A 26,360-nucleotide genomic window follows, 5' to 3' on the forward strand; every position below is an offset into this window, starting at 1 on the left:
GGGGTATTGTTGAAAATTCTGTTTGCCTGCTATTTTGAACTCCCTCACTACGGGGGACTGAGCCGCTATGTCTATACATTGAAGGAGGAACTTGAGGAACATGGACATCATGTTGACATATTAGCCCATCATCCTGGTATGAATAAAATTTACAAGTTCAATTACATCCAGAATGATTTTGGATGGGATTTAACGGGTGCCGAGATCGACAAAACCGTGAACCATCATTCCGAACGCCTCTCGATCAAGGACGTCATTGATCATCAAGTATTCCGGTACTACGAAAATGAATTGCCGTATGTCGACCCGCGAATTCGTTGGAGGGAGATTGAACGTTATACTTTTGAAGTGGCGGCAGCTCTCCTCAATTTGAATGGTTATGATTTAATCCATACTCACGATATCCTGTCTACACGTGCCTTATGGAGAGTAAAGCCGAAAGACATCCCCCTTGTCGCAACGATACACGGGATTCTGGCTACCGAATATATCAATTCTGGCGAAATCACGGACAAAGATAGTATCAATTGGAAATACGCTGTAACAGAAGAGTATTATGGACACCTATCGACGGATGCGACGATTGTTCCAACCAATTGGCAGAAAATCCAGTTGAGTACTCATTACGGAATTCCAGCCGAGAAGATCAACGTGATTCCTTATGGAATGAATTTGGCTCCTTTCTTAAAACAGTTAAAGCATGAACCATACCCGCACTTGAAAGAGGAGCAAAAAAATCCCGGCAAAATTGTGATTGCTTGCCCCGCTCGACTTGTGCCGGAAAAAGATCACAAAACGCTGATCGACGCATTAAGAATACTGAAGGACAAACGAAACGACTTCGTCTGTTGGTTCATAGGAGATGGAAATTTGAGATATGAATTGGAACTGCAAGCAAAGCGGCTGGGCGTGCATGAGAACATTGTATTTTTCGGAGCAAGGTGGGATGTGCCGGCTTTGCTGAAACTATCAAATATAATCGTACTTGCGTCCAAACAGGATATGCATCCGTACACGCTTATGGAAGCACAAATCGCGGGTAAGCCTTGTGTGGCCTCAGACGCCGGCGGCATACCTGAAGTCGTAAGACACAGAGAGACCGGTTTGATCTTCGAAACGGGAAACAGTGTTCAACTGGCGGAGAGTATATCGGAGTTAATGGATAATCCGGGACTCCGGCTCAAATTGGCAGCCAAGGCGGCTGACAGGGGCAAGGTGCAATATTCCTCAGAAACGCTATTTGAAAAGACGATGCACATATACTACCAGACAATCGAAAAGAAAAGATTAACACCTCACTATTTTACTGAAGAATCAGATATGATAGGTAAGTATGGATTGGTAAAGACCAGGTCAGGGCTCGATGACGCGGCTTCGAGTTTATTTAAATTTGAGTTGGATTACTCGAAATTCGATGACCAGAAATGGAGCACTATTTTACGGAGTGTGCCGATTGACTATTCGATTCCTGATGCAGCTTATGTCCAGGCTTTAGCCAAATGGAAAAATGGATTCTGACATCAGGTGTGGGCCTGGACTTTCGCCTTCCCCTTGACGCGCTGGCTGCTTCAGGATCTCCACGTATCGGGCTCTAGCCACTACTGGGCCTGTAACACTTATATAGGGAGATATTATCTACGTTCGAATCGAGTACAGATTCCTGTATCTGATCACCTCCATCGACGGCCCGTTGTCAAATCGGCGATTTACGGTGCCGGATGGGTTCCCGAAGTTCTCGCTGTTCCCGAGGGGCAATATGACTTCCCCTCAACGGGAGACGGTGAAGGTATCGCATAACCCATTCGGCATCTTTGACCTCCGTCTTTCGTCCGTGCACCTACTTGACAGGCTGGGCGTAAGCGAAAGGATGCATCACCAACAAATCGGCACCGGCCGCATCGAGTGGTGGGTTGCCCGTTAGATGAACGATTCGAATTTCTTCGGCAGTCGCCTATGCAATGAACAGTTCCTCCGGCGGCGTGATTTGCATGCGGATGGGACGACGATGCAAGTGCTTCAGGAGCCCGAACAGGCAGCACAGACGAAGGCGCATGCGTGGCTGCATTCGACTGGACGGGATGGGCAGTCCATCGTTGCTTACGATTCCGAAGAGACGCGGTTCACGGAACATCCGCAGCAATTCCCGGAGAATCTTGCGGTTGTGGGGGCCTTTTGGCAAGGCTTTCAACGCAAGGGGAGCAAATTCTGCCCAAGAGAGTCCTTGGACAGAACATTGTGGAAGCCGCGAAGGAGAATGGACCCCAATCGCTGGTGTACTTGCATGACCTGTTTGACAGTTCTCAAACGTCGACCTTGGGGTCTCAGCGGAACTCAATGCCGTGGATCCCCGGTCAACCATCCTGACGGAGGATGTCCGTCTCGATCCGAAAATTGGCCATAACAATTCCCTTGCCGATGGGATGCAAGGTGGTGGCATTCACCGTTCACGGTGTAGCGTGTCTAGCCAAGTAGGCATCTGTCCTCTCCAATGGGTAATGTGGGACAGCGGTTTGCATGAGGATCCGCAAATTTCTTGGGCTTCGTTTCCCGCTCGGTTCCTTAAAGACACATGTCCAACAAGTTAACAATTGGTTACAAGACCACAGTCTTCGTCCAAGCACTTCTCATTGTACACTCGTACTTTGATTGTGACACGACAAGAGGAGTGATGAACGAAGGCAGCGCGATTCAGACCCAAACATGACGGCTGATGCGCAGATGGCAGATGAAAGAACAATCCATTCAAATAAAAATGAGAAGGGAAAGAAACATTGTGGACAACGGGATCGACCAATACCAAAAAATAACTGTTGATTATGATCTATTGAGCACTCTTGACTTGCCCATCGCTATCCCTTTTGTGCTCACCGTAAATTGGAATGGGGTGAAATTCGAGTTCTTAATAAAAATCAATGTGAACTCCCCCAACTTACTTGTATTTAGTTCCGGTGCCATGGTAACCAAGGTGAATCTTCCATATTTCCAGAGACATTCCTGGATTTATGATTTCGAGGATTCGATGATCTACTATAATGATCCGACTCTGTATTTAGGGGATATTCCTTTGGGGTGGGGCCAAGGAACTTGGGACAGATTTTATCTGAAAGATATTGCAACGATTTTGACAAAACTCATAGGAAAAATAGGGGTTAACCAGCAGAACGTGCTATTCTACGGGTCTTCTGGTGGCGGATTCATGTCTCTAATATTGGCTGGATACATCAGAGACTCGACGGCTCTTGTGAATTGTCCTCAAACCTGTTTGACAAAATGGCTTGAAATACCTGTTCAAAATGTCTTTAACCTCTCTTATCCGAGTCTGTCTATCCAGGAGGTCCTGAAGGTATTTCCGGAGCGCATAAATGTTATAAAATTTTATAATCACATAAAGTATGTTCCTAAAATTTACTATTTACAGAACGCTGCGTGCGAGTATGATATGACAAACCATGTTATTCCCTTTCTTTCCGATCTGCAGTTCATGGAAGACGGGTGTGTTGTAAATAAAGTCATCGTGGACTTGTATTATGACAAGCAGCCAGGGCCTGCGATCCTTCCGGCACTCGGGGGACACGGAGCACTTGGGAAATACGAGACCATAAATTACATTAATCAAGTGAAGGCGAAATGATGAATTCCGACGCACGGGCCTGGTTATTCACAGCCGTGTTGAAAATCACGCGTATAGCTGAGAAACCTTCAATTCGAAGTCAGTTCCCCGTTATCACGAAAACGAAAAACTGCGCCATCTCGCGCAGCCTTAGCTTTGGTGCGGTCGAGAGGACTTGAACCTCCACGAGCTTGCGCCCACAAGAACCTGAATCTTGCGCGTCTGCCAATTCCGCCACGACCGCATGAACTGAGTTGTGCTTGGCCATCGATTGGCTCAACTGGTCACAGGAAGCATTATATCAGGCCTTTACTCCGGATGCAAGCTCTATTGGACAAAAACGCAGGGCGGCAAAAGGACAAGCATCTAGGCGCCCAGGCCGCATCGAGGCGGCGATGATAAAGTGAAGATGAGAGTATCGATTGACGCCGCGTGTGGTCATCGTCACGCCGACACGGGACCTGGGGCTGCAGTCCCTGATTGACTTCGGTATGGTCCTGGCTGAGCTGGCGGCAGCCAGCCCGAAGCGGGTGGCGTTTATCGCCAGCGGCGACCAAGCGCATACGTACGATGGGGACGGGCCGTACGGGTACGACCCGGCTGCGGCGGAATTCGATGCGACCATCGCTCGGTTGGTGAGAGAGGGGCGCCTGGAGGGCCTGCTCGATATCCCGAAGTTTTTGGTGGATGCGGCAAAGCGGGACAGCCCTTGGCAGTTGGCCATCCTGTTGGCATCCACCAACGGCTTCCGTTGCGCGGGCAGCTGGTGTCGTATCAGGTACCCACGTATTACGGCATGATGTGCGCAGCTTACCATCCTGTCGCGGGATCAGGCTTGCTGCTCGGCTGCGGCGACCGTGTGCAGCAGTAAAGTGGCGATGGTGACGGGCCCCACACCACCCGGGACCGGCGTGATGGCCCCGGCGACCTCGACACAGGAGGCAAAGTCGGCGTCCCCCACATTGCCTTCATTATAGCCGGCGTCGATGACGATGGCGCCTGGCTTCAGCCAGTCACCCTGCAGGAAACGCGGTCGTCCGACTGCGGCAATGACCACGTCGGCCTGCCGGACGATAGCCGGGATATCCTGGCTTCGTGAGTGGCAGATGGTGACGGTGCAGTCGCGGTTGAGCAACATAGCTGCGATAGGTTTGCCCAGTATGGCGCTGCGGCCCAATACAACGGCGTGCCGGCCTGTCAACGGAACTTGATAGAAGTCCAGAATGTGGAGGATGGCCTGCGGAGTGCAGGCGCGATGCGCCGGTCGGCCAAAGGCGGCGAGGCCGAAGCCGGCGCTTGTTACTCCGTCGACATCTTTATCCAATCGAATGGCGTCGAAGGCCACGCGCTCATCGATGCTGTCGGGCACCGGATGCTGCAGCAGGATGCCGTGAATCTGGGGATCCGCATTCAGACGCTGGATGGTGTCGACGAGGGATTGACTGCTTGTGTTGGACGGCAGGTGGATGGGCACGGAGCGCAGCCCCAGCCGCCTGCAGGCGTTGCTCTTCATGCGTACATAGGTCGCCGAAGCTGGGTCATCGCCGACCAGAACAGTGGCCAGACACGGGGTGACACCGCGAGCGGTCAGGGCCGTCACGCGTTGTCGGATTTGGGCGTGAATCTGTTCCACGACCGGTTTTCCATAGAGTATGGTTGCTTCTGGCATGGACATCGACTCCATTTCTGCTGGTGCAGGGACGTTACCCAGCTATCGTACCGAATCACGGGCGGGATCGCCAGGCGCACGGTTGACATCGTTTTCATCGGTTCGCTACCATGAAATCGTGGCGTTCGATTTGGAATATTGTTTCATATATGTAGTTTCATTTATGTCATAGAGTCCAGGATGAGGGGGAGAGTGTGTTGGGGCGTCTACAGGACAGGGTGGCGGTGGTGACCGGCGCGGCCCGTGGTATCGGCGCGGCCACCGCGAAGCGCCTGGCGGCGGACGGTGCGAAGGTGGCGGTGTTGGACCTGCGCAAAGAAGCCTGCCAAGACACGGTGAACGCTATTTCAGCTGCCGGCGGCCATGCGCTGGCGGTTGGGTGCGATGTCCGCGACGCACAGCAGGTGGAAGCCGCGATGCAGCAGGTAGTGGCTCGTTGGGGCCGGCTCGACATTCTCGTCAACAACGCCGGTATCATCCGCGACAACCTGTTGTTTCGGATGAGCGAGGACGATTGGGATATGGTCATGAACGTCCATCTCAAAGGCGCGTTCCTGTGCAGCCGCGCCGCGCAGCGCTACATGGTTGAGCAGCGCTACGGTAAGATTGTCAACACGAGCAGCACCTCGGCCCTCGGCAATCGGGGACAGGCCAACTATGCGACCGCCAAAGCGGGCCTGCAGGGGTTTACACGCACCTTGGCGATCGAACTGGGGCCGTTCAACATCAATGTCAACGCCGTGGCGCCGGGGTTCATTGTGACTGATATGACGCGCGCAGCGGCGGAACGCGTCGGCATGAGCTTTGAGGAGTTTGAGCGGGCTGCCATCGAGCGGATTCCGCTGCGCCGTGCGGGGAAGCCGGAGGATGTGGCGAATGTGGTGGCGTTTTTGGTCAGCGATGAGGCGAGCTACGTCTCGGGCCAGGTGATCTACATCAACGGCGCGCGCCCGCAGGGATGAGCGTGTACCGTGGGGACGAGGAGGAGATGGACATGGGGGCCGACAGGCTGCGCCCGTTTCTTGGGAAATCATCGGATCCGGTAAGAAACGAGGTGGAGAAACGGGCCATACGCAAGTTTGCGCGGGCCATCGGATCGAACAATCCTCTTTATCTGGACGAGGAGTACGCTCAGCGCAGCCGCTACGGCCGCTTATTGGCGCCGCCGACGTTCAGTCGCACTTTCGACTACGGATCGATACCCGGGCTTGATTTTCCCCGTGACGGGTTGTTGCACGGTGAACAGGCGTACGAGTATTTCCGGCCGATTCTGGCTGGGGATACGGTCTATTGCTCCATGGAACTGACCGATGTCGTCGAAAAGCAGGGCCGTTCGGGAGCGATGACGTTGGTCGTGTTTACCTATCGGGTCTTGAGCGAGGGTGGAGAACTGTTGGAGCGTTCCCGTTCCACCCTGATTCGCAGGGGACAGGGGGAGGAATGATGGGGACCAGGTTTGCGCGTGGTGAGACGATAGGGCCCGTGAGCATGCCGCCGGTGACGCGGATTCAACTTGTCCAATACGCGGACGCTTCCGGCGATTTCAATCCGATTCACACCGTCGACCAGTTCGCCCAGGCAGTGGGCCTGGGCGGTGTCATTGCCCACGGGATGCTGACCATGGCCTTTGTCGGGGAAATGCTCACGCAGGTTATCGGCGAAGCCGGCGACTTGCTCCAGTTTTCGGTGCGCTTTACGGATATGGTGCGTCCCGGGGATGTGGTGACGTGCCAGGGACGGATTGAACGCGTGGAGATCCGCGACGCATGGGAGATTGCGGAGTGCGACGTGTCCGCCGCCGTAGCCTCCGACCGTACGGTGGTGCAGGGGAAGGCGGTGTTCCGCGTTCCGCATGCCACCTAGGCGTGCCGGGGTGGGCACTGGGGCAGCCTAGTTGGTAACGGGGAGCCCTTTGGGCGCCGGTGTCCCTGGGACCGTGTCGTCAACAGCGTCTGTCCGCTGCCGGGAAATTTGGTATACTCGGATAGGAAGCGTAGGCAGGGGGGCAGCGAGGATGCGTTTTACCAAGATGCATGCGTTGGGCAACAATTACATCTACATAGACGAGTTTCAGGAGTCGATGGCGGCTGTCGATCTGCCTGCGTTAGCGCGTGCGGTGAGTGATGTACGGCGCGGCATCGGGTCGGACGGCCTGATTCTCATCGGCCCGTCCGAGCGTGCGACGGTGCGGATGCGGATGTGGAACGCGGACGGATCGGAGTCCGAGACGTGCGGCAACGGCTTGCGATGCGTGGCCAAATATGCGTATGAGCACGGGTACACCGAAGCCGAGGAGTTCCCGATAGAAGTGAAGACGGGCGTGGTGATGGCCCGCGTCTGGGTCCGCGGAGGACGGGTGGAGCGCGTGACGATAGACATGGGACGGCCGAGGTTTGGGGCTGAGGCGGTGGGCTTTCGCGGTGAGGTGGAGGCTGCGGAACCGTCCCGCGCGTCGGTTTCGACGCCGGTCGGTACGTTCAGCGGGACGTTGGTGTCGATGGGCAACCCGCACTTTGTCATCCGTTCTGCGCAGGCGGCGGCAGTGCCACTGGCGGAGGTGGGACCCCACATCGAGGGCCACCCAGACTTTGCCCACCGGGTCAATGTGGAATTTGTCACCCCGCGGAGCGACAGGGAACTAGACTTTCGGGTTTGGGAGCGCGGTTCCGGCATCACCCTGGCGTGCGGCACCGGGGCCTGCGCAAGTGTCGCCGCCGGGGTGCGTGAAGGCTGGTTGTGTCCTCGCGTCGTAGTGCACCTGGAGGGTGGCGATTTAGATATCCAGGTGGACGATGAGGGCCGGGTGTGGATGACCGGCGAGGCGGTCGAGGTGATGTCGGGGGACTTTGTTTGGCCGAGGCGCGAGGACGCCGGGCCGGCAGTGTCGGCGGCCGGCTCAACGGTTGTGGCCGGCGCGCAGGGGGAGCAGGACTAAGAAGCTGATGACCGAGATTGTGATGGCGATGGCGGCGGCGCCGACGGCGAGTATGAAAAGCGTCAACACCGCCGCCGTCAACCAGAGCCCAATCCCTCCCAGGCGTCCCAGGCGTTTGCGCCGGCGCCGCACGAAGATGGCGTTGTGCCCTTCCCCCAGCAGCCACAGGGCCAGCGCAGACACGGCCGCGAGCCACGCCTGGCCCAGCCACGGATGCCATGCTGCGCCCACCCATCCGATGGCAAACAAAACCGTCAGGGGGAGGAGCGCAGTCTCAAGATTCAGAAGTTTCAATCGGATGCCGGCGGTTCGGCACACGTTGACGGCCACGACGTGGTGGATGAGCGTATACAGACGCAGGCCACCGTACGCGATGGGGATGCACAGCAGGGCAGCCAAGAAAACACCGAGGTTGGCGAGGGCTGGGGGCATTGGGCGTCCACTGACCAGCCTGGCGGCTTGGGTGGGCCAGTCTGGATGGACAATCCAACTGGCGAGGGCGGTGACCCCGACGGACCAGGCGGTGGCCCAGCGGCAGCGGAGGACAGCGGTCGCCAGTGGCTGCGACAGGTGGTCGAGCACAGAGCGGGGCCGGCTCAGTAAGCGGATGAGGTCCTTCCAATAGGCCAAGCAAGCATCTCCCAGCACCGGGCTTCTCCTCCTTTCATCCCGCTCGGTCCACCCGCTGTCTCTCCGTGCAGCATAGCATGGAGCGAGGTGACAGCGGGATTACCCGATTCATCGGCTGTCGCGGCCTGAAGATTGTGTCACACAGCAACCTTTCCCGCCGTCTGGTTTGCAAAGAACCTGCTCATACCGTGGGATACCCACTCCGTGGTTCAGTTGGCAGACGCCTTCAGGAGGGAGATGGGACCCGGCTCCAGCCCTTCGGTTAGGGTTCCGTACTATACAGGAAGCGCCCCTCCTGCCACACGGCCCGCACTTTGCCCGCATCCAGAAGCCGTTGCACGTGCGCCAGCAGTGTTCGTCGCGCGACCCTTTCCACGCCGGCAGGCAGCGAATCGCCGTAGATCCGTTGCCGCAGTTCTCGAATACCGAGCGGCCTTTGGGAGACCAAAGAGAGAATCTCCGCCTCGCGCCGAAGCCGCCGTTCTTTCGTCTGCAGGGCGGCTGCACGCGCGTCCAGCGTCGGACCGTGTCCGGGGCCCGCGACGGAGCAGCCGCTCTGCGCGATGGCTGTGAGCGCGGTCAGGTAGTCGTCCATGTGCCCGTCCGGCGGTCCAATCCATACCGTCCCCGCGCCGGACAGGTGGTCTCCGACCAAGATCACTCCATCCGCCGGGACTTCGACATGCAGGTGGCCGTGTGTGTGACCGGGCTGATGGCGGATGATGACAGACAGTTCCGCGAGTTGGAGCTGCGCCGGCGTAGGCTGAAGCAACTCCGGGGGCACGCCGAGCGCTTGTCGGGCGGGCGGATGGTCCAATGGGTGGAGGTGGATGGGAACTTGCCACTGGGCCGCCAGCCGGGGCAAACCCGCGGTGTGATCCACATGGTGGTGGGTGGCGATGATCTGCAGGCGTTGGACGCCCAGGTTGCGCAGGAATTGTGTCAGCCACGACAGGTGACGCTCCTCGGTTGTGCCCAGGTCCACCAGTAGGCAGTCGTCGCCGGTCGCGATTACGTACGTGTTGGTATGATCAAGGGGCGGCAGGGTGGGAGTCGGAAATGGCACTTGCCAGACGTGCTCCGATACACGCACCGGGACCGGATTGGATTCTTGAACGGGCAACGGACTCCCTCCTCACCAGAAGTACGAGCGTATCTCAATCTATACCGTAAACGCTTCCGGCGCTCGAAGCAACTCCCAGGCGCATAGCCATGCACGTGCAAACTGAGGTAAAGTAGCGTGGTGGCTGAAGCGCCCGCAAACGGGCCGACAGTAGGTTGGAGAGCAGGATGGAGGGATGGCGCGATGGCATCGCTACTCACCCGCCCTTGGCGGGCTGCGCTGATTGATTTGGACGGCACGGTGTACCGCGGGGACGAGGTGATTGAGGGAGCGGCGGCGTTCGTTGAGCGCCTGCGGGAACGCCGGATTCAGCCCGTTTTCTTGACCAACAACTCTGTCCGCACGCCGCAGCAAACAGCGGACAAGCTCAACCGCATGGGCATCGCGGCAAGACCAGAAGAGGTGGTGACCTCCAGCGAAGCGAGCGCCGATTATGTGCTGCGCCGGGTTGGCCACGGCCGCGTCGGTTATCTGGGGGAGGCCGGGGTTGCGGAGGCGTTGGCGGCCGTCGGGCTGACCGGGGTATGCCTACGCGGGTGGCAGGAAGGCGCCTTGCCCGAAGTGGATGGGCTGGTGCTCGGGCTTGATCGGCGGGCGGGATACCTGGACTATGCCGCGTTCTCCCTGCTCGCCATGGAACTGGGCTGGTTTGTTCTCACCAATCCCGATGTGCGACTGCCGGTGGGCAGCCGGTTCTATCCCGGCAACGGGGCCGTTGGGCGCATGATTGCCGAGGCCAGTGGTGTGGACGCCGTCATTATCGGCAAACCTTCTCCCGAATTCATTGATTACGCGTTGTCCCGCTACGGTGTCGCCCGCTCCGATGCGTTCATCATTGGCGACAACCTACGCACCGATATCGAGGCCGGGCGAGTGTCCGGATTGACCACGGTGTGGGTGCAAAGCGGCGTCCAGTACGGGGGCGAGCAAGCTGCTCCGCCACCCGATTACGTGTTTTCTTCGGTCGCCGACGTCCGGTAACGGGGTGAGCCGGTCGCGGGGCCAAGGCGGGGGTGGCACTGGGCAAACCGCTCCTGGCGCGGCTTGACAGGGGTTTTGGACAAACAGGTTGCCTGCCGTATATATAGTGGGTATAATCGGTATTGACAACTCATCATCCACTAGATATGGAGTCTCGCTTCGGCGATTCGGTGGACCGCCCTGGCGCCGACGGGAGGGAGAGAGATGCGATGTCCCTACTGCGGTTGCGATAATTCGCGTGTAATTGAGTCGCGGGCCGGTGAGGACGGGTGCACCATTCGCCGCCGCCGCGAGTGCACCAATCCGGCCTGTGCCCGTCGCTTCACCACCTATGAGCGGGTCGAGCAGCGTCCGTTGATGGTGATCAAGAAGGATGCAAAGCGTGAAGAATTCTCAGCGGACAAGCTCTACCGCGGTTTGATGAAGGCGTGCGAAAAGCGCCCGATTCCGGCGGATGCGGTGGAAGACGTGGTGCACCGCATCGAGCGCGGTCTGCGTCTGGAGTACGAACGCGAGGTCCCCTCCTCGGTCATCGGGGAACGCGTGATGGAGGAACTGCGGCAGCTGGACGGCGTCGCCTATGTCCGTTTTGCCAGCGTGTACCGGCAGTTTCGGGACGTGGAAACGCTGGCCCAGGAAGTGTTGGGTCTGTTGAGCGACAGGTCACTGCAAGGCGGACGCACCGATGGCTCTGAGGGGCCGTAACTTGAAAAAATACATACCGGGGGTTGAACGAATGAGCCACACTCTCGAACAAAGCATGCTTCCGTTTACTGCCGAGGATGCCCTGAGCCCCACAGGGGAACGGATTGTGGCAGACAGGTACCTGCTCAAGGATGTGACCAAGAAATCCTTGGGTCTTGGAGCGCTTGTGGTCGCGGTACTGGACAAAAAGCGCGCCTATCACGAATTGGCGCGCGTGGTCCATGTGAATGAGGCCGATCGCTCGGTCACGGTGGAGCTGAAGGACGGGGTGCGCGAGGTGCTGCCGTTCCATCAGGTGGACGTGCTGTTGGAGACCGCTCCCCGGCAGATGTGGCGACGAGTGGCCCGGGGCGCCGCGGAGGTGACCAAGGATCCTGCCTATTGGGAGGAAAAGTTTTATCAGCTGCAGAGCCGCTGGCGGTACGTTCCGGGCGGGCGTGTGAACGCGTCACTGGGGTCCGGCATGCAGACAACCAGCTACAACTGCTTTGTGATTCCCAGCGTCGGGCCAACTCTGCGCGATTACGCGGAATCGTTCGGTCAAACCCTGGAAATTCAGGCGCGTAGCGGTGGCGTCGGTATGAACCTGTCGCGCATACCGCCTCAGGGGAGCCTGGTGCCGGTGTCCTCGGAGCCGCGCAACAAATATCTCAATCTGGTTCTAGACGTATGGCACGCGGACCTGCCGGAGTTTCTTGAGGCGTCCTACCCGCACAGCACCAAGGTCGTGCGCGTCAACCGCAGCTTCCTGCGTGCTGTGGAAGAGGACGCGAAGTGGCAGTTTGTCTTTCCGGACACCAGTGTCGACGGGTATGACGATCTGTGGAACGGGCGCATTGAGGATTGGCTGGCGGAAGGCCGCCCGGTGATTCGTTCCGAGCCAGTGTCAGCCAAGGACCTGTACGAAAAGATCTTGGCCAGCGGCGCCCTGGTGTTATCGGACATCATCGGCGCCGTGCTCTATCCCGGCGACCAACGCAGCACCATTGCGGAGACCCTCGCCGACATGTGGGAACGGATGCAGGAGGGGAAGACGGTTTCCATTATCTTGTCCTCGTTGCGCCCCCGTTACAGTTATGTGCGCGGTGTCAACGGGAGGAGCTCCGGGGCCTATTCGTGGGGCCAGTTGTACGACAAGGGCAATCAGGTGTTTGGCGACGGGTTTGGCCCGGTGGGCGTCGGGGAGATCATGAGCGTCGGCTGCCAGCTGACCCTGCAGGGCGGGTCCCGCCGCGGGGCGTTGATGTTGATCCTGGCCGACCGCCATGCTGACATCCTCAAGTTCATTCGCTGCAAGCAGGTGGACGGCGTCATCACGGGGGCCAACATCTCGGTCGGTGTATCGGAGCGCTTCATGGCCGCCAAGGAGGCGGATGAGCCGTGGCCGATTGGTTTCGTGCGGGAACAGGACGTCAACGACTTTGACGGGGATTTTGACCGGTGGGAGCAGAACGGCCGCGAGTTTGTTGTGCACGATACCCTCACCGCCCGCCAGCTGTGGGATGAGTTGGTGACCTCGGCCTGGAAGTCGGCGGAGCCGGGCGTGGTCTTTCTGGGCCGCGCGAATAAAATGTCCAATTCTTGGTATTATAATCCATTGGTTGCCACCAACCCCTGCGGGGAACAGCCGCTGCCGGCTTACGGCATCTGCAACCTGGGAGCCGTGGTGTTGAGCAAGTTCGCCGCCGGATTCGCGGATTCAGGGGAACGGGTGGAGTTTCAGGATCCGGTCAAGGAGGAAGCCGTTCGGCAGGCCCTTTTGCGGCACTTTGACCGCGAACGAGCGGAGTTTTTCCTCCATCACATCCGTTGGGAGGAATTGGAGGATGTGGTCCGGTCCGGCCTGCGGTTCCAGGACGCTGTCATCGACGCGACGTACTACCCGTTTGCCGAGAACCGTCGCAACCAGATGAGCGAACGGCGCGTGGGCCTTGGCATTATGGGGCTGCACGATCTGCTGCTGTATTGCGGTGTGCGCTACGGATCGGAAGAGTCGGTGCGGCTGATTGACGTGGTGCTGGGCTTCATGGCGGAGTGGTGTTATCTGGAGTCGGTGGAGTTGGCCAAGGAGAACGGGCCGTTTGAACGGTTTGACGCCGAGAAATTCCTGCAGTCCGGGTACATGCGGCAAATGGCGGCGGAGCGTCCGCATGTGGCCGAGGCAGTGCGGCGGCACGGGGTGCGGAACGTGACAACCATGACCATTGCGCCTACCGGCACCACGGGCACCATGGTCGGCTGTTCGACTGGGTGCGAACCGTATTATGCTTGGTCCTACTTCCGCAACTCGCGGCTCGGAATGTTCGAGGAGAACGCCGCCATCGTGCAGGAGTACTTCGCGACCCATCCGCAGGCCCAAGAACTGCCCGACTACTTCGTGACGGCCATGGACCTGACGCCTGAGGAGCATGTGCGGGTACAGGCCGCGCTGCAAAAGTGGATTGACAGTTCCATCTCCAAAACCTGCAATGCGCCCAACTCCTACACCGTCGAGGATACCAAGCGGCTGTACGACCTGGCCTACGAACTCGGCTGCAAGGGTGTGACCATTTATCGCGACGGTTCCCGCTCGGAGCAGGTGCTGTCGTTGAAGACCGACGAATCTGCCAAAGCCTCAGTAGGGGGCGAGGGAGCAGAGGCGGCGCCCGCGTCGGTGGGCGGCGACGGGCAGGGCGCAAAGCCAGCTGCGCCCGCACCGGCAACGGTTGGCTACGTCAAACGCCGCCGTCCTGATGTGCTGTACGGCGCCACCTATAAAAAGGAGACGCCGCTCGGCAAAGCGTACATCACCATCAACGACGATCCGGACGAACACGTGGCGCTGGAGATTTTCGTGAATATCGGCAAGGCGGGCAGCGATGTGTATGCCGCCAATGAAGCGCTGGGCCGCGCCATCACCTTGTACCTGCGCGACTCCAACAACCCCAACAAAGAGGCCGAATTGGTCAAGCATTTTTCGGGGATTGGCGGATATAATTCCGTCGGGTTTGGCGACCGCCGCATCACGTCCGTGCCGGATGCGATTGCCAAGGCGTTGATTGAACACGCGGAGACGTTCCCGATGCGTCGCCGTGGATTTGCCGAATGGGCGTCGGGACAGGAAACGGCCACGTCCGAGGGAGCCGCTGCCTTGCCGCTGCGCTCGTACAGTGTAGCCAAGGACCTGTGTCCAAACTGTCACCAGCTGTCGTTGGTCCGCACTGGCGGCTGCTACGAGTGTGAGGCGTGCGGATACAGTAAGTGCTGACGCCTGCGGCGGAGTCGAGGAGTCGCATGAATGTGGCAACATCATCTTGACACTGGCCGTAAGGCCATTCATACTATAGGGCGAGACAGCTTTACATAGTTAAGCTGATAACGCTCTGTAAGTTAAATCCGGTGGACTGGGAGGGAGCGTACATGGCGTTGGATCGATGGACGGTGGATGTGGACCACAGCAGCATCGATTTTTCCGTTCGTCACATGATGGTTTCAAAGGTGAAAGGGACCTTTCAACGGTTTTCGGCGGAGATTCAAGCAGACCCCGACGACCTGACCACGGCCAGCGTTCGCTTCGAGATTGACGTGAACAGCGTGGACACCCGCAATCAGGACCGCGATAAGCACTTGGTGTCGGCTGACTTCTTTGATGCTGAAAACCATCCGAAGATCACCTTCCAGTCGACGCGCATCGTCAAGAAGAGTGAGGGCGAATACGAAGTGACGGGCGATCTGACGATTCGCGGTGTCACCCGTCCGGAGACGTTCCTGGTCACCTACGAAGGTCAGGGGAAGGACCCCTGGGGCAACATCAAGGTGGGCTTCAGTGGACATGGAACCATCAACCGTGAAGAGTATGGTCTAAAGTGGAATGCTGCGCTGGAGACGGGCGGCGTCTTGGTCGGCAACGATGTGCAGGTTTCCATTGAATTGGAAGCGTCCAAACAGGCCTGAGGGTTTCGGCTTCACAGCCGAAGGACCACGTCGCGCCTGATGTCGCAGGCCGTCGATCAATCACCTGTCTGACGGTCCGACGGGTTGACTACCAGGGGGGCAGATGAACTGCTCCCTTTTTTTTTGCTGGGGCTGGGTCAGAGGAGGGGAGCCGGCGCTGCGTCCGCCTCGTGAACCGAGGATGGTGTATAATGAGGATGTTGTGCGCTGTTTGGTCAGGCGAGGCACGACACTTCAGAGACGTTGATCATGACGGTTCGTCATTGTAAGGGGAGTTATACGTTGACATCATCGGCTAGGATAGTGGTAACGGGACTGGGGGCTGTCACGCCGCATGGAGTGGGAGTTGAACCCTTTTGGAACGGAATCATCCAGAATCGCTCCGCAGTGCGCACCACAAAGGACCCGGTGCTTGCGCCCTGGGCACCTGTGGTGGCCGACGTACCGGATTTCGAGCCATCTGACTTTCTCTCCCGGAAGACGGTCCGGGATACAGCTCGGTTCAGTCAGATGGCGTTGGTGGCGGCCATGGAGGCGGTGCGTGACGCAGGTTTGACTGCCGATGAGGGCTGGAATCCCGGGACGAGTCCGGACAGGACCGGGGTTTTCATGGGTACGAGCTTTGGTTCCATTCGCAACATGGACGATGCCGCTACGGAGCTGGCGAGGGACGCACTGGCACGCGTGGAGCCGCGGTTGGTTTCCAAGTCCATCCCGAACGCGGCCGGCAGCTCGGTAGCGATTCATTTCAATATTCAAGGGCCTGTGCTCACCTACACAACGGCCTGCGCCTCCTCGGCCAATTCGATTGGCGAGGCGGCCAGTTGGATTCAAAGCGGCCGCGTGGATGTGGCCTTGGCGGGAGGCAGCGATTGTCTCTTTGCCTCCACACTGCTCGCGGGCCTGCGCGCTTCGGGGGCGCTGGTGAGCCACGGCCCGGACGACCATTCGCGTTGGTCGCGCCCGTTCGACATCGACCGCTCGGGCATGGTGATGGGAGAAGGCGCGGCCATCTTGGTCTTGGAGCCTTTGGAGCGGGCGTTGGCGCGTGGGGCGCACATCTACGCGGAGTTGGTCGGGTACGGCACATCGAACGATGCCTTCCACCAGATTGCCCCGCATCCGGAAGGAATCGGGGCGATGGCGGCGATGCGGATGGCCCTGGCGCAGGCGGGGGTGCAACCGGCAGACATTGATTACATCAATGCCCATGCCACTTCCACCAAGGCGGGGGATACGGCCGAGATTAAGGCGCTGTCGGCACTGTTCGGCGAAGCACTCGACCATATCGCGGTCAGCTCCATCAAAGGTTCCATTGGCCACCTGCTGGGAGCGGCGGGAGGCGTGGAGAGTTTGGCCTGCGTGAAGGCCTTGGAAACGGGATGGCTGCCGCCGAACCTGCACTGTGACCATCCCGAGCCCGGGACACCCAAGTGTCTGGTTCAGGAGGCGCGCCCGCAGGCTATCCGCTACGCGCTGAGCAATTCGTTTGGGTTCGGTGGTCAGAATGGCGTTTTGTTATGGAAACGGTACGAGGAATAAAGGTGAGAGCGAGAAGCGGGGCAGGGCATACGCCTGCCCCGCTGGCTTGATCTGGCCGATTGCGGTTCAACTTCACACCATGGTCAATCCGCCGGAGACGGAGAGCACCTGTCCCGTGATCTGAGAGGCTGCACCGCTGGCCAAGAACACGATAGCTTCCGCCACGTCCCGTGGCTCGGCAATCTTCCGCAGGGGAATGCGGCGTATCATCTTGTCAATCAGCTTCTGTGCGTCTTCATCTTCGCTGTTGACCGCCAGGATGCGCGTGCGCGTGGGACCAGGGGAGACGCAGTTGACTCGAACGCGGTATCGCGCTGTCTCTTGGGCAATGGATTTGGAAAACGCCACCACACCGCCTTTGCTGGCCGCGTATACCGCTTCGCCCGCCATGCCAACGCGCCCGGCATCGGACACCACGTTCACGATGCTACCAGATTCGGCTGCCACCATATCGCCCAATACCGCCCGCGTTGTGTAGATGACACCCCACAGGTTGGTATCGACAACGCGTCTCCAGTAGTCGGCGTCCTCGTCAAGGAACCGGGACGTCAGGGTGTAGCCGGCGTTGTTCACCAAAATGTCGACGGTGCCGAACCCCGCCGCCAGTTGCTGATAGGCTGTCTTGACCTGCTCTTCACTGCCGACATCGACGGTCTGTCCGAAGACCCGTCCACCGAGGGCCGAGACCGCCTTCTGCACGCTGTCCGCGTGCAAGGCCCAGATGGCGACTTCGTATCCCCGTTCCAGGAACAACTCGGCGGCCGCAAAGCCGATGCCCTGGGCTCCTCCGGTGATGAGAACCCGTTTCTTCCTTGCCATCAGCCGAGTTTCCCCAATCGCGGCCAGGCGGCATGCAGTGCCTGGCGCTCCCTTTCGTAGATGCTGACAAACCGCTCGGCGGCTTCGGGCCCAGAGAGAAGCTCCAGCTTGCGGACCTCGAGCGGATCGGCATCGCGGATAATTTGCACGTCTTCCTCAGTCGGGGGTTCTGTCACCGGTATGGAGCTGGGAGCATGGATCTCAAAACCGCTCTTCTCCTGCACTTCCTCCAACGTGACCCCGGGATGCAGGGAGCGGACGGCCATCGTGCCGTCGGGACCGGTGAAGTCGAACACGCCCAGGTCGGTTACCAGGACGCTCGGGGCGCCATGCTCTCCCAGCGTAGCATCCCGATCCGGTCCCGTGCCGGCGCCGCTGCGAAAATCGACCTGTTCCACGACCGTGCGCCGGCTGTGCGTCAGCACGTAGTAAAAGATCTGCGACAGGTGGCTCGTATCCTCCGGGATACCGCGCGAACCGACCATTGCCACCTTGGGCTGGTGCCAGTCGCCGATCACGCTGATGTTCGTGTTCCCGTGCCGGTCAATCTGTGCCGGATTGATCCAGATGCGAAAACGGTCGGTGAAGATGGCGTCGAAAATCTCCTCCATGGTCAAGGGGATGCCGCGCTGTGCGTCGGTGAGAAACTGACCCAAACTGAGCGTGGGCATCGGCGTGACCTCCATCCCTGATTCCGGCGTGGCCAAAACGGCCAGGTCGGGCGCGTAGCGCGCCTTGGCCAACAGTGCGGACAATGCCCCGAAGGCCGTGACCGAACTGACCATGACTTCGCCGCTGAATTGGCGTGCCATGGTGGTGATGAGGAACTCGTCCAATGCGTACCTCTCATCCAGTGGCATCGTGATTCTCCTTTCCGGGAGGGTGTGCCCTTGATCTCAAACCTTCAAGCGGGCGAGCAGTGCCTCGACGCCGCCCTGCCGTTCAAGGTAGCGGGATTGATCCGTGTAGATGTATTGATCCGCATACGCGCGCCACGCATCGTCGTTGGCCGAGTACCTCAGGTAGTCCTGCAGGTGGCGCAGGTCCGCTCGGTAGTCGGGTGCGCAGCCGGTGGGATGCGCGCCCCACGGGAGCTCGACGACGCCGGTGGTATGCACGCGCAGGATCTGGACGTCGCGCCCGTAACGCTGCAGCTCGTCGGAGGAGATGATGCGCTCGCACGACATATACGTCCGGCGCGCCGCCTTCGCGCAAAGCACATCCACGTGGCCATCGCCAAGGATCACGCCGTTGCCTTTGGCGTCCGCGTAATTCACATGGATGAGAGCGACGTCCGGCTTGAGGGCGGGCACCGCGACCAACTCCTCGCCGTGGAACGGGTCTTTGAAGCGCCGGAAGGAGGTGTTGACCGACAGCACGTCGGTAGCCAGCCCCGCGTGGGTGGGGAGGAAGGGAACCCGCTTGATGGTGGCATCCAGCCCGGCCATCACGGTGTATTCGGTCCACTCCTCGAAACGGAGCGCCTGTTGTTGACGGGCGCGGCGAAAGTGGGGGGCGAGCCCCAAAACCTCAAAGCCGACGAACGCGTAAATGACTTCGGATACAGATCCCGTGCCAATCAGCAGGTCCACATCCGGCCCGCCGACATCGACGATAAGGCGCAGGTCTTTCACGGAGCTGCGCGCGAGTGCTCGTATCAAGGCCATCGGCTTGCGGGAGAGTGACGAGCCGCCGATGGCCACGGTGGAGCCATTCGGAATGTCGGCCACCACCTGGTCAACGGTCATCCGCTTGTCCAATCTGATCACCTTCCTTGGCACACTGAAATGCCGGCTGTTGCAGGGACGTGACAGGTCTGGCCTGCAACAGCCATAGGCCGTCGAGCAGCCGGTTACGGGCGCAAGTCTTTGGTGGTCTCAAACGGCCCCGAGGTATGGGTCAGTCCACCGTCTACTCGTATCACCTGACCGGTGATGAATCGGGACAGGTCGCTGGCCAAAAAGACGGCGACGTCGGCCACGTCCTTAGGTGTGGCCAACCGGCCGAGCGGGGTGTGTCGACTGACCTCGCGCTCAAACTGCGCGTACGAATCGCCCATGTAGTAGCGGGCGGAATCGGTTGCCACCACGCCTGGAGCCAACGCGTTGCAGGTGATGCCGCGCGGCCCCAGTTCATAGGACAGGTAGCGAGTCAGGGTCTCCACGGCCGCCTTGGCCGAGCCGATGGATCCGTACAGCGGCAGGGTGAAGTCGGTACCGTGCCCGGTCACGGTGATGATGCGGCCGTCCCGACCCTGCATGAGCGGTACCGCCAGTTGGACGGAGGTTACGAGCGCGTTGATCAACAGACGATAGGTCCGGTCGATGTGGTGCGGCTTCATCTGCAGCACCGGCTTGAACGCGGTGGCGGCGGCGTTGGCCATGAAGATGTCGAGCCGGCCGTAGGTTTCGCCGACCACCTGAAACATCCGCTCGATATCCTCGCTGGATTCCAAATCGGCCTGGACCGCTACGCTGCGCCGGCCCAGGGATTGAATCTCTCGCACAACCTCCTGTGCCAGGTCGGCCTGTCGATTGTAATGCACCACCACGTCCGCACCCGCCTGCGCCATAGCGACAGCAGAGGCGCGGCCAATGCCGCGTGAACTCCCAGTGATCAGGGCAATCTTTCCAGCCAGCAGGTCGTTCATGAGGTCAAACCCTTTCCAAGCCATTCTCCACCGTCAATCACGAACACCTCGCCGTTGACAAAATCCGCGTAGGGAGAGAGCAGATAGGTGGCAGCGTTGGCGATTTCGGACGGATCGGCAAAGCGGCCAACTGGGATCTTGGCTTTCAGACGCGCTTCGTCGGCCGGATCGGCCCACAATGGGCGTGCGCCTTCGGTGTCGGTCGGACCCGGGCAAACGGCGTTCACACGGATGCCGTAGTGCGCCCACTCGACAGCCAGGGTGCGCGTCATGGCGACCACTCCCGCCTTGGCTGCCACCGAGTGCACGGTCCGCGGGCCCCCTGTCCACGCGTAGCTGGCGACGATGGAGAGGATGCGGCCGCCGTTTTTCGACTCGATCATCTTGAGACCGGCCGCCCGCGTGCAGTAAAAGGTGCCATTGAGCACGGACCCCACAACGGCGTTCCAGCCGTTGACGGAGAGCTTCTCGCTGTCCACGATGAAGTTCCCGGCCGCGGAGTTGACGAGCATGTCCAGCCGGCCGGTTTTCTCCACCGCTGTGTTCATCAAGTGTTCGACCTGCTCCGGATCGCGGACGTCGGTCGGTACGGCGAACGCTTCGCCCCCGGCGCTCTGGATTTCCGCCACGGCCTTCTCCAGGTGTTCGGGATTGCGACTGGCCAGGGCCACGCGCGCTCCCAGGTTCGAAAGATATTTGGCGATGGCGAAACCGATGCCCGTGCCGCCGCCGGTGATGACGGCGGTCTGGCCACGGAACGTGTCATTGGGCAACATGGGTTTGTGCATATGAGTTTCCCCTTTCCGATGTGTTCTCCCGCTGGGTGACGCTTCATTGACCTGTGAAGTGGGGTTCACGTTTTTCCAGAAACGCCCTGACCGCCTCTTGGTGATCTTGTGTCTTCGCGAGCCGGTCTTGGGCTTCCCGTTCAAATACCACGGTTTCTTCCAAGGAATGGGCCACTGCCAGGTCGTACAGGCGGCGGATTTCCGCGTACGCCCGAGTCGGACCAGCCGCTAGCTCGGCGAGCAGGGTGCGCGCCTCTTCCCACGCCTCATCCAGAGAGGCGTTGACTTTGGCCGCGAGCCCCAGGGCAACGGCTTCCTCAGGCGTCAGGGCGCTGCCGCGCAGCGTGAGGGACAGCGCACGGGCGTGGCCGATGGCACGGGCGAGCAGGAAGGTGACCGCCGTGTCGGGGGCGAGCCCCACTTTCACGAACACCGGCGAAAGATTCGATTTGCTGTGCAGGATGCGAAAGTCTGCGGCCAACACCAACGCCAGGCCGCCGCCGACAGCCGCGCCGTTGACCAGAGCCACAGTGGGTTGAGGTAACGAGCGCAGGCGCCGAACAATCGGTATGTACCCCTCCTCGACGACGCGCCCCAACTCGGGACCGTTGGTCTCGTAATAATCGGCCAGTTCCCGCACATCCTGGCCGACGCAAAAGGCGCGTCCGGCTCCCGTTATGAGCACAGCCCGAATATTCGGGTCTTTGGCCACCCGGTCCAACGCGTGCAGCAACTCGCGGCGCATGGTTTGCGTCAGCGCGTTCAGAGCGTCTGGACGGTTCAGGGTCACGGTGGCGACAGCGCCATCGACCTGATATTGAATTTCCTGATAATCCATTCGCAACCTCCCCAACATGACAGACGTCCAACCAACAGCTTGTCCCCATGCCGAGCGAACGTGTTCGAGGGGCTCGGGGAACCATTCCTATTTTATTATAAAAGCCGAGCCCATGGACAACCCGAGCGTCGGGGAGCGACCAGCGCTTTGGACCGTGTGTTCGCCGAGGATGGACCGGCTGATGTCTCAGCCGAATCCGCGGCCGGGCCGCTGGGTCAGGTGTGGTAGGCGGGCTCCCCGAGCAGCTCGGGAATCGTGGAAAACGTATAACCTTCTCGACGCAGCACTTGAACGATATGAGGCAAGGCGTCCACTGTGTCCTGTAAGCTTTCTCCCCGTCCGCCGGCTGAGTGCATAAGAACGATGGCTTCGGGTGCAATATGCGACAACACGTTGCTGGCCACCTGGGCGCTGGTTAACCCCGACCAATCGAGACTGTCGACGTTCCAGAGCAGCAGTTTCATGTCTAGTTGCTGAATCACGTCGATCACGGTGCGATTGATGGCCCCATAGGGAGGGCGCAGAAATCGCGGGTTAAGGTTGACTGTGCGCATGATGGTCTCGTTGGTTGTGGTGATTTCGCTGCGAATGCGCTCTCTGGGCAGCTTGGTCAGGTTAGGGTGATGATAGCTGTGGTTGGCCACCACGTGTCCCTCGCGGACGATTCGTTGCAGGACATCGGGGGAGGCTTCCACTCGCTGCCCGACACAACAGAACGTCGCCTTCACCTTCAAGTCGGACAACACAGACAAGATGCGTGGCGTCCATTCGTTGTCGGGTCCGTCATCAAAGGTCAGGGCCACTGTCCGGCGCTGGTTGGGACCGTGCAGAATGACCAGATTGGGGTATCGGCTGTGCCAGTCAATGTGCTGCGACCTCGGAGGGCGTTCGCTTGAACTCTCTGCGCCGTGTCTATGCGGTGCGGGTTGCTGACGGTTCCATACCCATCCGTCGACTGTGAACAATTGCACCCCCCCCCTTTTATCGTCTTTAAGATACGGGCGATGATCTGGTGAGGTTCCACACTTTTTTATCCGAACTACAATTTTTCTCTCGACCGGTAATGGTCTGAGGTAGTAACCTATACACGTGTGTGCGACGCAGGTCGTAGTGGACGCCGAATCATAGTTCTGAAACATCTCGGGAATGGTGGGTGCACAAACACATGGAATGGATACATGGCGGCGTGACGGCGCCGCAGGGGTTCTTGGCCGCGGCTGCGCGGGCGGGAGTCAAGGCTTCGGGAGCAGATGACCTGGCTGTGGTCTTGAGCGAGGCAGACGCGAGCGCAGCAGGCGTGTTTACGACTAACGTTGTGCAAGCCGCTCCCGTTCATTGGTCCCGCTCCATCGTCCACAGGCGTGGCCGCGCGCGTGCTGTGCTGCTGAACAGCGGTAACGCGAACGCCTGCACGGGACGGCAAGGCGATGCCGACGTCCGGGCGATGGCGGCAACAGCGGCCCGTCTCCTGTCCATACAGCCTGAGGACGTATTGGTGGCCTCGACCGGCGTGATTGGCGTGCCCCTGCCCATGGATTTAGTGTTGGATGGAATGGGCCGTTTGGGTGCTGCCTTGGCGCGGGGACCGGCCGCAGATGCCCGGGCGGCGGACGCTATTCGTACGACAGACACCGTGATGAAGCAGGCGGCCATCCGTTTTCCGCTGCGGGGCAGGGTTGTGACTATCGGGGGGATGGCCAAGGGGTCGGGGATGATTCACCCCAACATGGCCACGATGTTGGCTGTTCTTACCACGGATGCAGAGGTGGCGCCCGATGTGCTGCAGACAGCCCTGGCGGACGGGGTCGATGCTTCCTTCAACATGCTCTCCATCGACGGCGACACCAGCACCAATGACAGTGTGTTTGTCCTGGCCAACGGCGCATCCGGGGTGGAAATTGCTCGAGAATCGGATGCCTATGCGCAATTTTCGCGAGCGTTGACAGCGGTCATGGTATCGTTGGCGAAGCAGATTGCCCGCGATGGGGAGGGAGCCACCAAGCTGCTGGAGGTCAAGGTTGTCGGCGCCCAGGATACTGAGGCGGCGCGCCGTTTGGCCAAATCGGTGGTGTCCTCGAATCTGGTGAAGTCCGCGATGTTCGGTCGCGACGCCAACTGGGGACGGGTGCTGGCGGCTCTCGGCTACAGCGGGGTGCAATTCGACCCGCAGCGGGTGCGTGTGGATTTTGTGAGCCCATATGGCCAGATTCTGTTGTTGGAGAACGGAGAACCGGTGTCCTTCTCGGAAACGGAGGCCAGACGGGTGTTGAGCGCCGACGAGGTGCAGGTGTGCGTGGCCCTGAACGCGGGAGACGGCATGGCTGTCGCCTGGGGGTGCGATTTGACCTATGACTACGTACGCATCAACGCCGATTATCGCACGTGATCGGCCCGGTCTTGAGGTTTGACGGCAACCAATAAGGCAGAATATAATGTCGAAATGGCAGCAATGCGAGGAGGCGAGGTCCATGATCAAGACTTATTTTTACAACCATCAAGATCAACGAATGTATCATGATGTGGACCTTTCGCGCCTGCAGGATTTGCTCGCCGATGAAAACAGCCTGTTATGGATAGACCTCTACAACTGCACCCTGGACGAACTGAAGTGGGTGGCCGCCAAGTTTGATTTCCATCCCCTGGCCATTGAGGACTGTCTGCACGATTCGCCGCGGTCCAAGGTGGATCGGTATGATGAATATTATTTTTTTACGTTTCATGCCCTAAAGTACGATGAAGAGAGTGAACGCGAGGTTACCACGGAAGAACTCAATGTATTCTTGGCGAAAAACTACATCGTCACCGTGCATCGGCATCCTGTTCAGCCTATCGGCCGGATTGCCGCTCAGTCGCTGCGGGATTCGTTCCACATGAACAAAGGACCGGATTTTCTGCTGTACTCGATTGTCGACGGCATAACCGATGAGTACTTTCCAATCATGGAGCGGATCTCCGCTCGTATCGACGAGTTGGAAGATGAGATGTATGAGCACCCGGCCATGGAGATCACCGAGGAGTTTCTGTCTCTAAAACGAACCATTGTGCTGATTCGTCGGGTGGTGCAGCCCAAGAAGCGAATCTTTCAAAACGTGGGTTCGGCGTACTCGTTCGCGGTGAAGGAAGAAAACATTCCTTACTATATGGACCTCACGGACCATCTCGAACGGATCTCAGACTCCATCGAGGTATTTGGCGACTTGGTTTCAGGCGCGTTGGACACGTATTCGTCTTTGGTTTCGGCAAAAACCAACGAGACGATGCGGGTGTTAACGGTCATTACCACGGTGACCGCTACCCTGACGCTGATCACGGGCTACTTCGGCATGAACGTACCGATTCCGTTTCAAAGGCGCTGGCTGTCAACCGTAATCGTGACAGCCGGGCTCCTGGTCATTATCTGGATCATGATTCGCGCGTTCCGGCGGCGGAAGTGGATCTAGCTCGTGTTCACTTTGAGGGTATCACGTTTTCGCTGACTGCCATACTTGAAATAGTCGCTCCCGGCTCCTGGTGTCTGGAGTCGGTCTTTTTTGTGGGTTCTGTCGCTGCAGGGACGTAGCAGAGTTGCTTCCGGGATTGTTTGGTTGCTAAAATATATGGCGAGAAAGTGTGGGAGTGGTGAACACAAATGGATGCGGGGGCACACTGGATTCGCCAGTTCGAAGACATCATGTCTCGGTTTCAGCAGATAGCGCATGTACAGTCGCAGGTGAAAAAGTTCGGTTTGACGACCAGCGAAATGTTCATCTTGCGCTATCTGGACGCGTGTGGCCGAGCCAAGGCTTCGGATTTGGCCCGTGTCGTCGGGTTGAGCCCAGGCGCTATCACCCAGGTATGCGACGAGTTGGTGAAGTCGGGCTTTGTCGACAGGACGCGGTCTGAGGAAGATCGACGCGTGGTATACATCGCCATAACAAACCAAGGCAAGCAGAAGCTCGAACATATCCGATCCGTTCGCATTCAAAAGTGGCGCAGTATCTTGGAGCAACTGGGGCCCGATGACGCGGCAACGCTGCTCCGCATCCTGCAACGTGTGGTCGATTTGATAGGAGATGCCGTGAAGGAGCATGAGCTGGAACAAGATAGTGTACGCTCGGAGACGCCGGATCATCCATGCACGTGATGTGCGCCGGATAT

The 26,360-nt window shown here is 59.1% G+C and carries 26 protein-coding genes and 1 tRNA gene; 16 read left to right on the forward strand and 11 right to left on the reverse strand.

Annotated features, from left to right (window positions below; genetic code table 11):
* The 3 genes from ASH01S_RS12890 to ASH01S_RS12900 all read left to right on the forward strand — a co-directional run.
* The coding region (locus tag ASH01S_RS12890) for a glycosyltransferase family 4 protein (protein WP_067928868.1) at positions 1 to 1,518 on the forward strand (1,518 nt) is incomplete at its 5' end.
* Between the two features lie 403 nt (positions 1,519 to 1,921).
* On the forward strand, positions 1,922 to 2,401 hold the full coding sequence (locus ASH01S_RS19685; protein ID WP_083517143.1) for an IS66 family transposase: 480 nt from the start codon (positions 1,922 to 1,924) through the stop codon (positions 2,399 to 2,401).
* 324 nt (positions 2,402 to 2,725) lie between these two features.
* Positions 2,726 to 3,631 carry a glycosyl transferase family 2 gene (locus ASH01S_RS12900; RefSeq protein ID WP_245629066.1) on the forward strand — a complete coding sequence of 302 codons (906 nt, stop codon included), beginning with the start codon at positions 2,726 to 2,728 and terminating at the stop codon, positions 3,629 to 3,631.
* Positions 3,632 to 3,767: 136 nt separating this feature from the next.
* Here the strand turns inward: ASH01S_RS12900 and ASH01S_RS12905 are convergent.
* Positions 3,768 to 3,854, reverse strand: a tRNA-Leu gene (locus ASH01S_RS12905).
* Between the two features lie 178 nt (positions 3,855 to 4,032).
* On the opposite strand from ASH01S_RS12905, the gene ASH01S_RS12910 reads away from it, so the two are divergent.
* Positions 4,033 to 4,410 carry a DODA-type extradiol aromatic ring-opening family dioxygenase gene (locus ASH01S_RS12910; RefSeq protein WP_067928871.1) on the forward strand — a complete coding sequence of 126 codons (378 nt, stop codon included), beginning with the start codon at positions 4,033 to 4,035 and terminating at the stop codon, positions 4,408 to 4,410.
* Positions 4,411 to 4,439: 29 nt separating this feature from the next.
* Here ASH01S_RS12910 and ASH01S_RS12915 read toward each other — a convergent pair whose 3' ends face one another.
* The gene (locus ASH01S_RS12915) at positions 4,440 to 5,279 is read right to left on the reverse strand and encodes a bifunctional 5,10-methylenetetrahydrofolate dehydrogenase/5,10-methenyltetrahydrofolate cyclohydrolase (protein ID WP_067928873.1); all 840 of its coding nucleotides are present in this window, start codon (positions 5,277 to 5,279) and stop codon (positions 4,440 to 4,442) included.
* Between the two features lie 194 nt (positions 5,280 to 5,473).
* Here ASH01S_RS12915 and ASH01S_RS12920 point away from each other — a divergent pair, with 194 nt between their 5' ends.
* The 4 genes from ASH01S_RS12920 to dapF all read left to right on the forward strand — a co-directional run bounded on the left by ASH01S_RS12920 (position 5,474) and on the right by dapF (position 8,214).
* Positions 5,474 to 6,241: a beta-ketoacyl-ACP reductase gene (locus ASH01S_RS12920; RefSeq protein ID WP_444541722.1), complete on the forward strand. Its 768-nt coding sequence runs from the start codon at positions 5,474 to 5,476 to the stop codon at positions 6,239 to 6,241.
* Between the two features lie 2 nt (positions 6,242 to 6,243).
* Positions 6,244 to 6,723, forward strand: coding sequence for a MaoC family dehydratase N-terminal domain-containing protein (locus ASH01S_RS12925; RefSeq protein WP_245629067.1), 480 nt, complete (start codon positions 6,244 to 6,246; stop codon positions 6,721 to 6,723).
* Entirely contained in the window at positions 6,723 to 7,142 is a 420-nt protein-coding gene (locus ASH01S_RS12930; protein ID WP_306302865.1) for a MaoC/PaaZ C-terminal domain-containing protein, read from the forward strand. Before ASH01S_RS12925 ends, ASH01S_RS12930 begins: the two co-directional genes overlap by 1 nt.
* A 151-nt stretch (positions 7,143 to 7,293) precedes the next feature.
* Positions 7,294 to 8,214, forward strand: a complete 921-nt coding sequence (dapF, locus tag ASH01S_RS12935; RefSeq protein WP_083517144.1) for a diaminopimelate epimerase — start codon at positions 7,294 to 7,296, stop codon at positions 8,212 to 8,214.
* Here dapF and ASH01S_RS12940 read toward each other — a convergent pair.
* Both ASH01S_RS12940 and ASH01S_RS12945 read right to left on the reverse strand, forming a co-directional pair.
* The gene (locus ASH01S_RS12940) at positions 8,176 to 8,862 is read right to left on the reverse strand and encodes a hypothetical protein (protein WP_067928880.1); all 687 of its coding nucleotides are present in this window, start codon (positions 8,860 to 8,862) and stop codon (positions 8,176 to 8,178) included. The genes dapF and ASH01S_RS12940 overlap by 39 nt on opposite strands.
* 244 nt (positions 8,863 to 9,106) lie before the next feature.
* Complete coding sequence (locus ASH01S_RS12945; protein WP_067928881.1) at positions 9,107 to 9,967, reverse strand: MBL fold metallo-hydrolase; 861 nt, start codon at positions 9,965 to 9,967, stop codon at positions 9,107 to 9,109.
* 183 nt (positions 9,968 to 10,150) lie between these two features.
* Here ASH01S_RS12945 and ASH01S_RS12950 point away from each other — a divergent pair, with 183 nt between their 5' ends.
* From ASH01S_RS12950 to ASH01S_RS12970, 5 genes are all read left to right on the forward strand, one after another.
* Positions 10,151 to 10,948, forward strand: a complete 798-nt coding sequence (locus ASH01S_RS12950; RefSeq protein WP_067928882.1) for an HAD-IIA family hydrolase — start codon at positions 10,151 to 10,153, stop codon at positions 10,946 to 10,948.
* Positions 10,949 to 11,152: 204 nt separating this feature from the next.
* Positions 11,153 to 11,653 (forward strand): transcriptional regulator NrdR, encoded by a 501-nt coding sequence (gene nrdR, locus ASH01S_RS12955; protein ID WP_067928883.1) that lies wholly within the window; start codon positions 11,153 to 11,155, stop codon positions 11,651 to 11,653.
* A 31-nt stretch (positions 11,654 to 11,684) separates the two neighbouring features.
* On the forward strand, positions 11,685 to 14,900 hold the full coding sequence (locus ASH01S_RS12960; RefSeq protein ID WP_067928884.1) for an adenosylcobalamin-dependent ribonucleoside-diphosphate reductase: 3,216 nt from the start codon (positions 11,685 to 11,687) through the stop codon (positions 14,898 to 14,900).
* Between the two features lie 152 nt (positions 14,901 to 15,052).
* Positions 15,053 to 15,586, forward strand: coding sequence for a YceI family protein (locus tag ASH01S_RS12965; protein WP_067928885.1), 534 nt, complete (start codon positions 15,053 to 15,055; stop codon positions 15,584 to 15,586).
* Between the two features lie 282 nt (positions 15,587 to 15,868).
* Positions 15,869 to 17,128 carry a beta-ketoacyl-[acyl-carrier-protein] synthase family protein gene (locus tag ASH01S_RS12970; RefSeq protein ID WP_245629068.1) on the forward strand — a complete coding sequence of 420 codons (1,260 nt, stop codon included), beginning with the start codon at positions 15,869 to 15,871 and terminating at the stop codon, positions 17,126 to 17,128.
* A gap of 72 nt (positions 17,129 to 17,200) precedes the next feature.
* Here the strand turns inward: ASH01S_RS12970 and ASH01S_RS12975 are convergent, their stop codons facing one another.
* The 7 genes from ASH01S_RS12975 to ASH01S_RS13005 form a co-directional block, all read right to left on the reverse strand.
* Positions 17,201 to 17,947, reverse strand: coding sequence for an SDR family NAD(P)-dependent oxidoreductase (locus ASH01S_RS12975; RefSeq protein ID WP_067928887.1), 747 nt, complete (start codon positions 17,945 to 17,947; stop codon positions 17,201 to 17,203).
* Positions 17,947 to 18,807: a CoA-transferase gene (locus ASH01S_RS12980; RefSeq protein ID WP_067928888.1), complete on the reverse strand. Its 861-nt coding sequence runs from the start codon at positions 18,805 to 18,807 to the stop codon at positions 17,947 to 17,949. Before ASH01S_RS12980 ends, ASH01S_RS12975 begins: the two co-directional genes overlap by 1 nt.
* A 36-nt stretch (positions 18,808 to 18,843) precedes the next feature.
* Positions 18,844 to 19,707: a CoA transferase subunit A gene (locus tag ASH01S_RS12985; protein ID WP_217996328.1), complete on the reverse strand. Its 864-nt coding sequence runs from the start codon at positions 19,705 to 19,707 to the stop codon at positions 18,844 to 18,846.
* Between the two features lie 92 nt (positions 19,708 to 19,799).
* Positions 19,800 to 20,597: an SDR family oxidoreductase gene (locus tag ASH01S_RS12990; RefSeq protein ID WP_067928889.1), complete on the reverse strand. Its 798-nt coding sequence runs from the start codon at positions 20,595 to 20,597 to the stop codon at positions 19,800 to 19,802.
* The gene (locus ASH01S_RS12995; RefSeq protein WP_067928890.1) at positions 20,594 to 21,385 is read right to left on the reverse strand and encodes an SDR family oxidoreductase; all 792 of its coding nucleotides are present in this window, start codon (positions 21,383 to 21,385) and stop codon (positions 20,594 to 20,596) included. Before ASH01S_RS12995 ends, ASH01S_RS12990 begins: the two co-directional genes overlap by 4 nt.
* A gap of 43 nt (positions 21,386 to 21,428) precedes the next feature.
* Positions 21,429 to 22,223: an enoyl-CoA hydratase/isomerase family protein gene (locus tag ASH01S_RS13000; RefSeq protein WP_067928891.1), complete on the reverse strand. Its 795-nt coding sequence runs from the start codon at positions 22,221 to 22,223 to the stop codon at positions 21,429 to 21,431.
* 215 nt (positions 22,224 to 22,438) lie between these two features.
* Positions 22,439 to 23,188: a polysaccharide deacetylase family protein gene (locus ASH01S_RS13005; RefSeq protein ID WP_245629069.1), complete on the reverse strand. Its 750-nt coding sequence runs from the start codon at positions 23,186 to 23,188 to the stop codon at positions 22,439 to 22,441.
* 200 nt (positions 23,189 to 23,388) lie between these two features.
* On the opposite strand from ASH01S_RS13005, the gene argJ reads away from it, so the two are divergent.
* The 3 genes from argJ (at position 23,389) to ASH01S_RS13020 (ending at position 26,346) form a co-directional block, all read left to right on the forward strand.
* Positions 23,389 to 24,609, forward strand: a complete 1,221-nt coding sequence (gene argJ / locus ASH01S_RS13010) for a bifunctional glutamate N-acetyltransferase/amino-acid acetyltransferase ArgJ (RefSeq protein WP_067928892.1) — start codon at positions 23,389 to 23,391, stop codon at positions 24,607 to 24,609.
* Between the two features lie 82 nt (positions 24,610 to 24,691).
* Positions 24,692 to 25,663 (forward strand): magnesium transporter CorA family protein, encoded by a 972-nt coding sequence (locus ASH01S_RS13015; protein WP_067928893.1) that lies wholly within the window; start codon positions 24,692 to 24,694, stop codon positions 25,661 to 25,663.
* A gap of 188 nt (positions 25,664 to 25,851) precedes the next feature.
* A complete protein-coding gene (locus ASH01S_RS13020) occupies positions 25,852 to 26,346 on the forward strand; it encodes a MarR family winged helix-turn-helix transcriptional regulator (RefSeq protein WP_067928894.1) in 495 nt (164 codons plus the stop codon).
* Positions 26,347 to 26,360: the final 14 nt, after the last annotated feature.

Origin of the sequence: Alicyclobacillus shizuokensis NBRC 103103 (assembly GCF_001552255.1) — a bacterium.
GTDB lineage: Bacteria > Bacillota > Bacilli > Alicyclobacillales > Alicyclobacillaceae > Alicyclobacillus_G > Alicyclobacillus_G shizuokensis.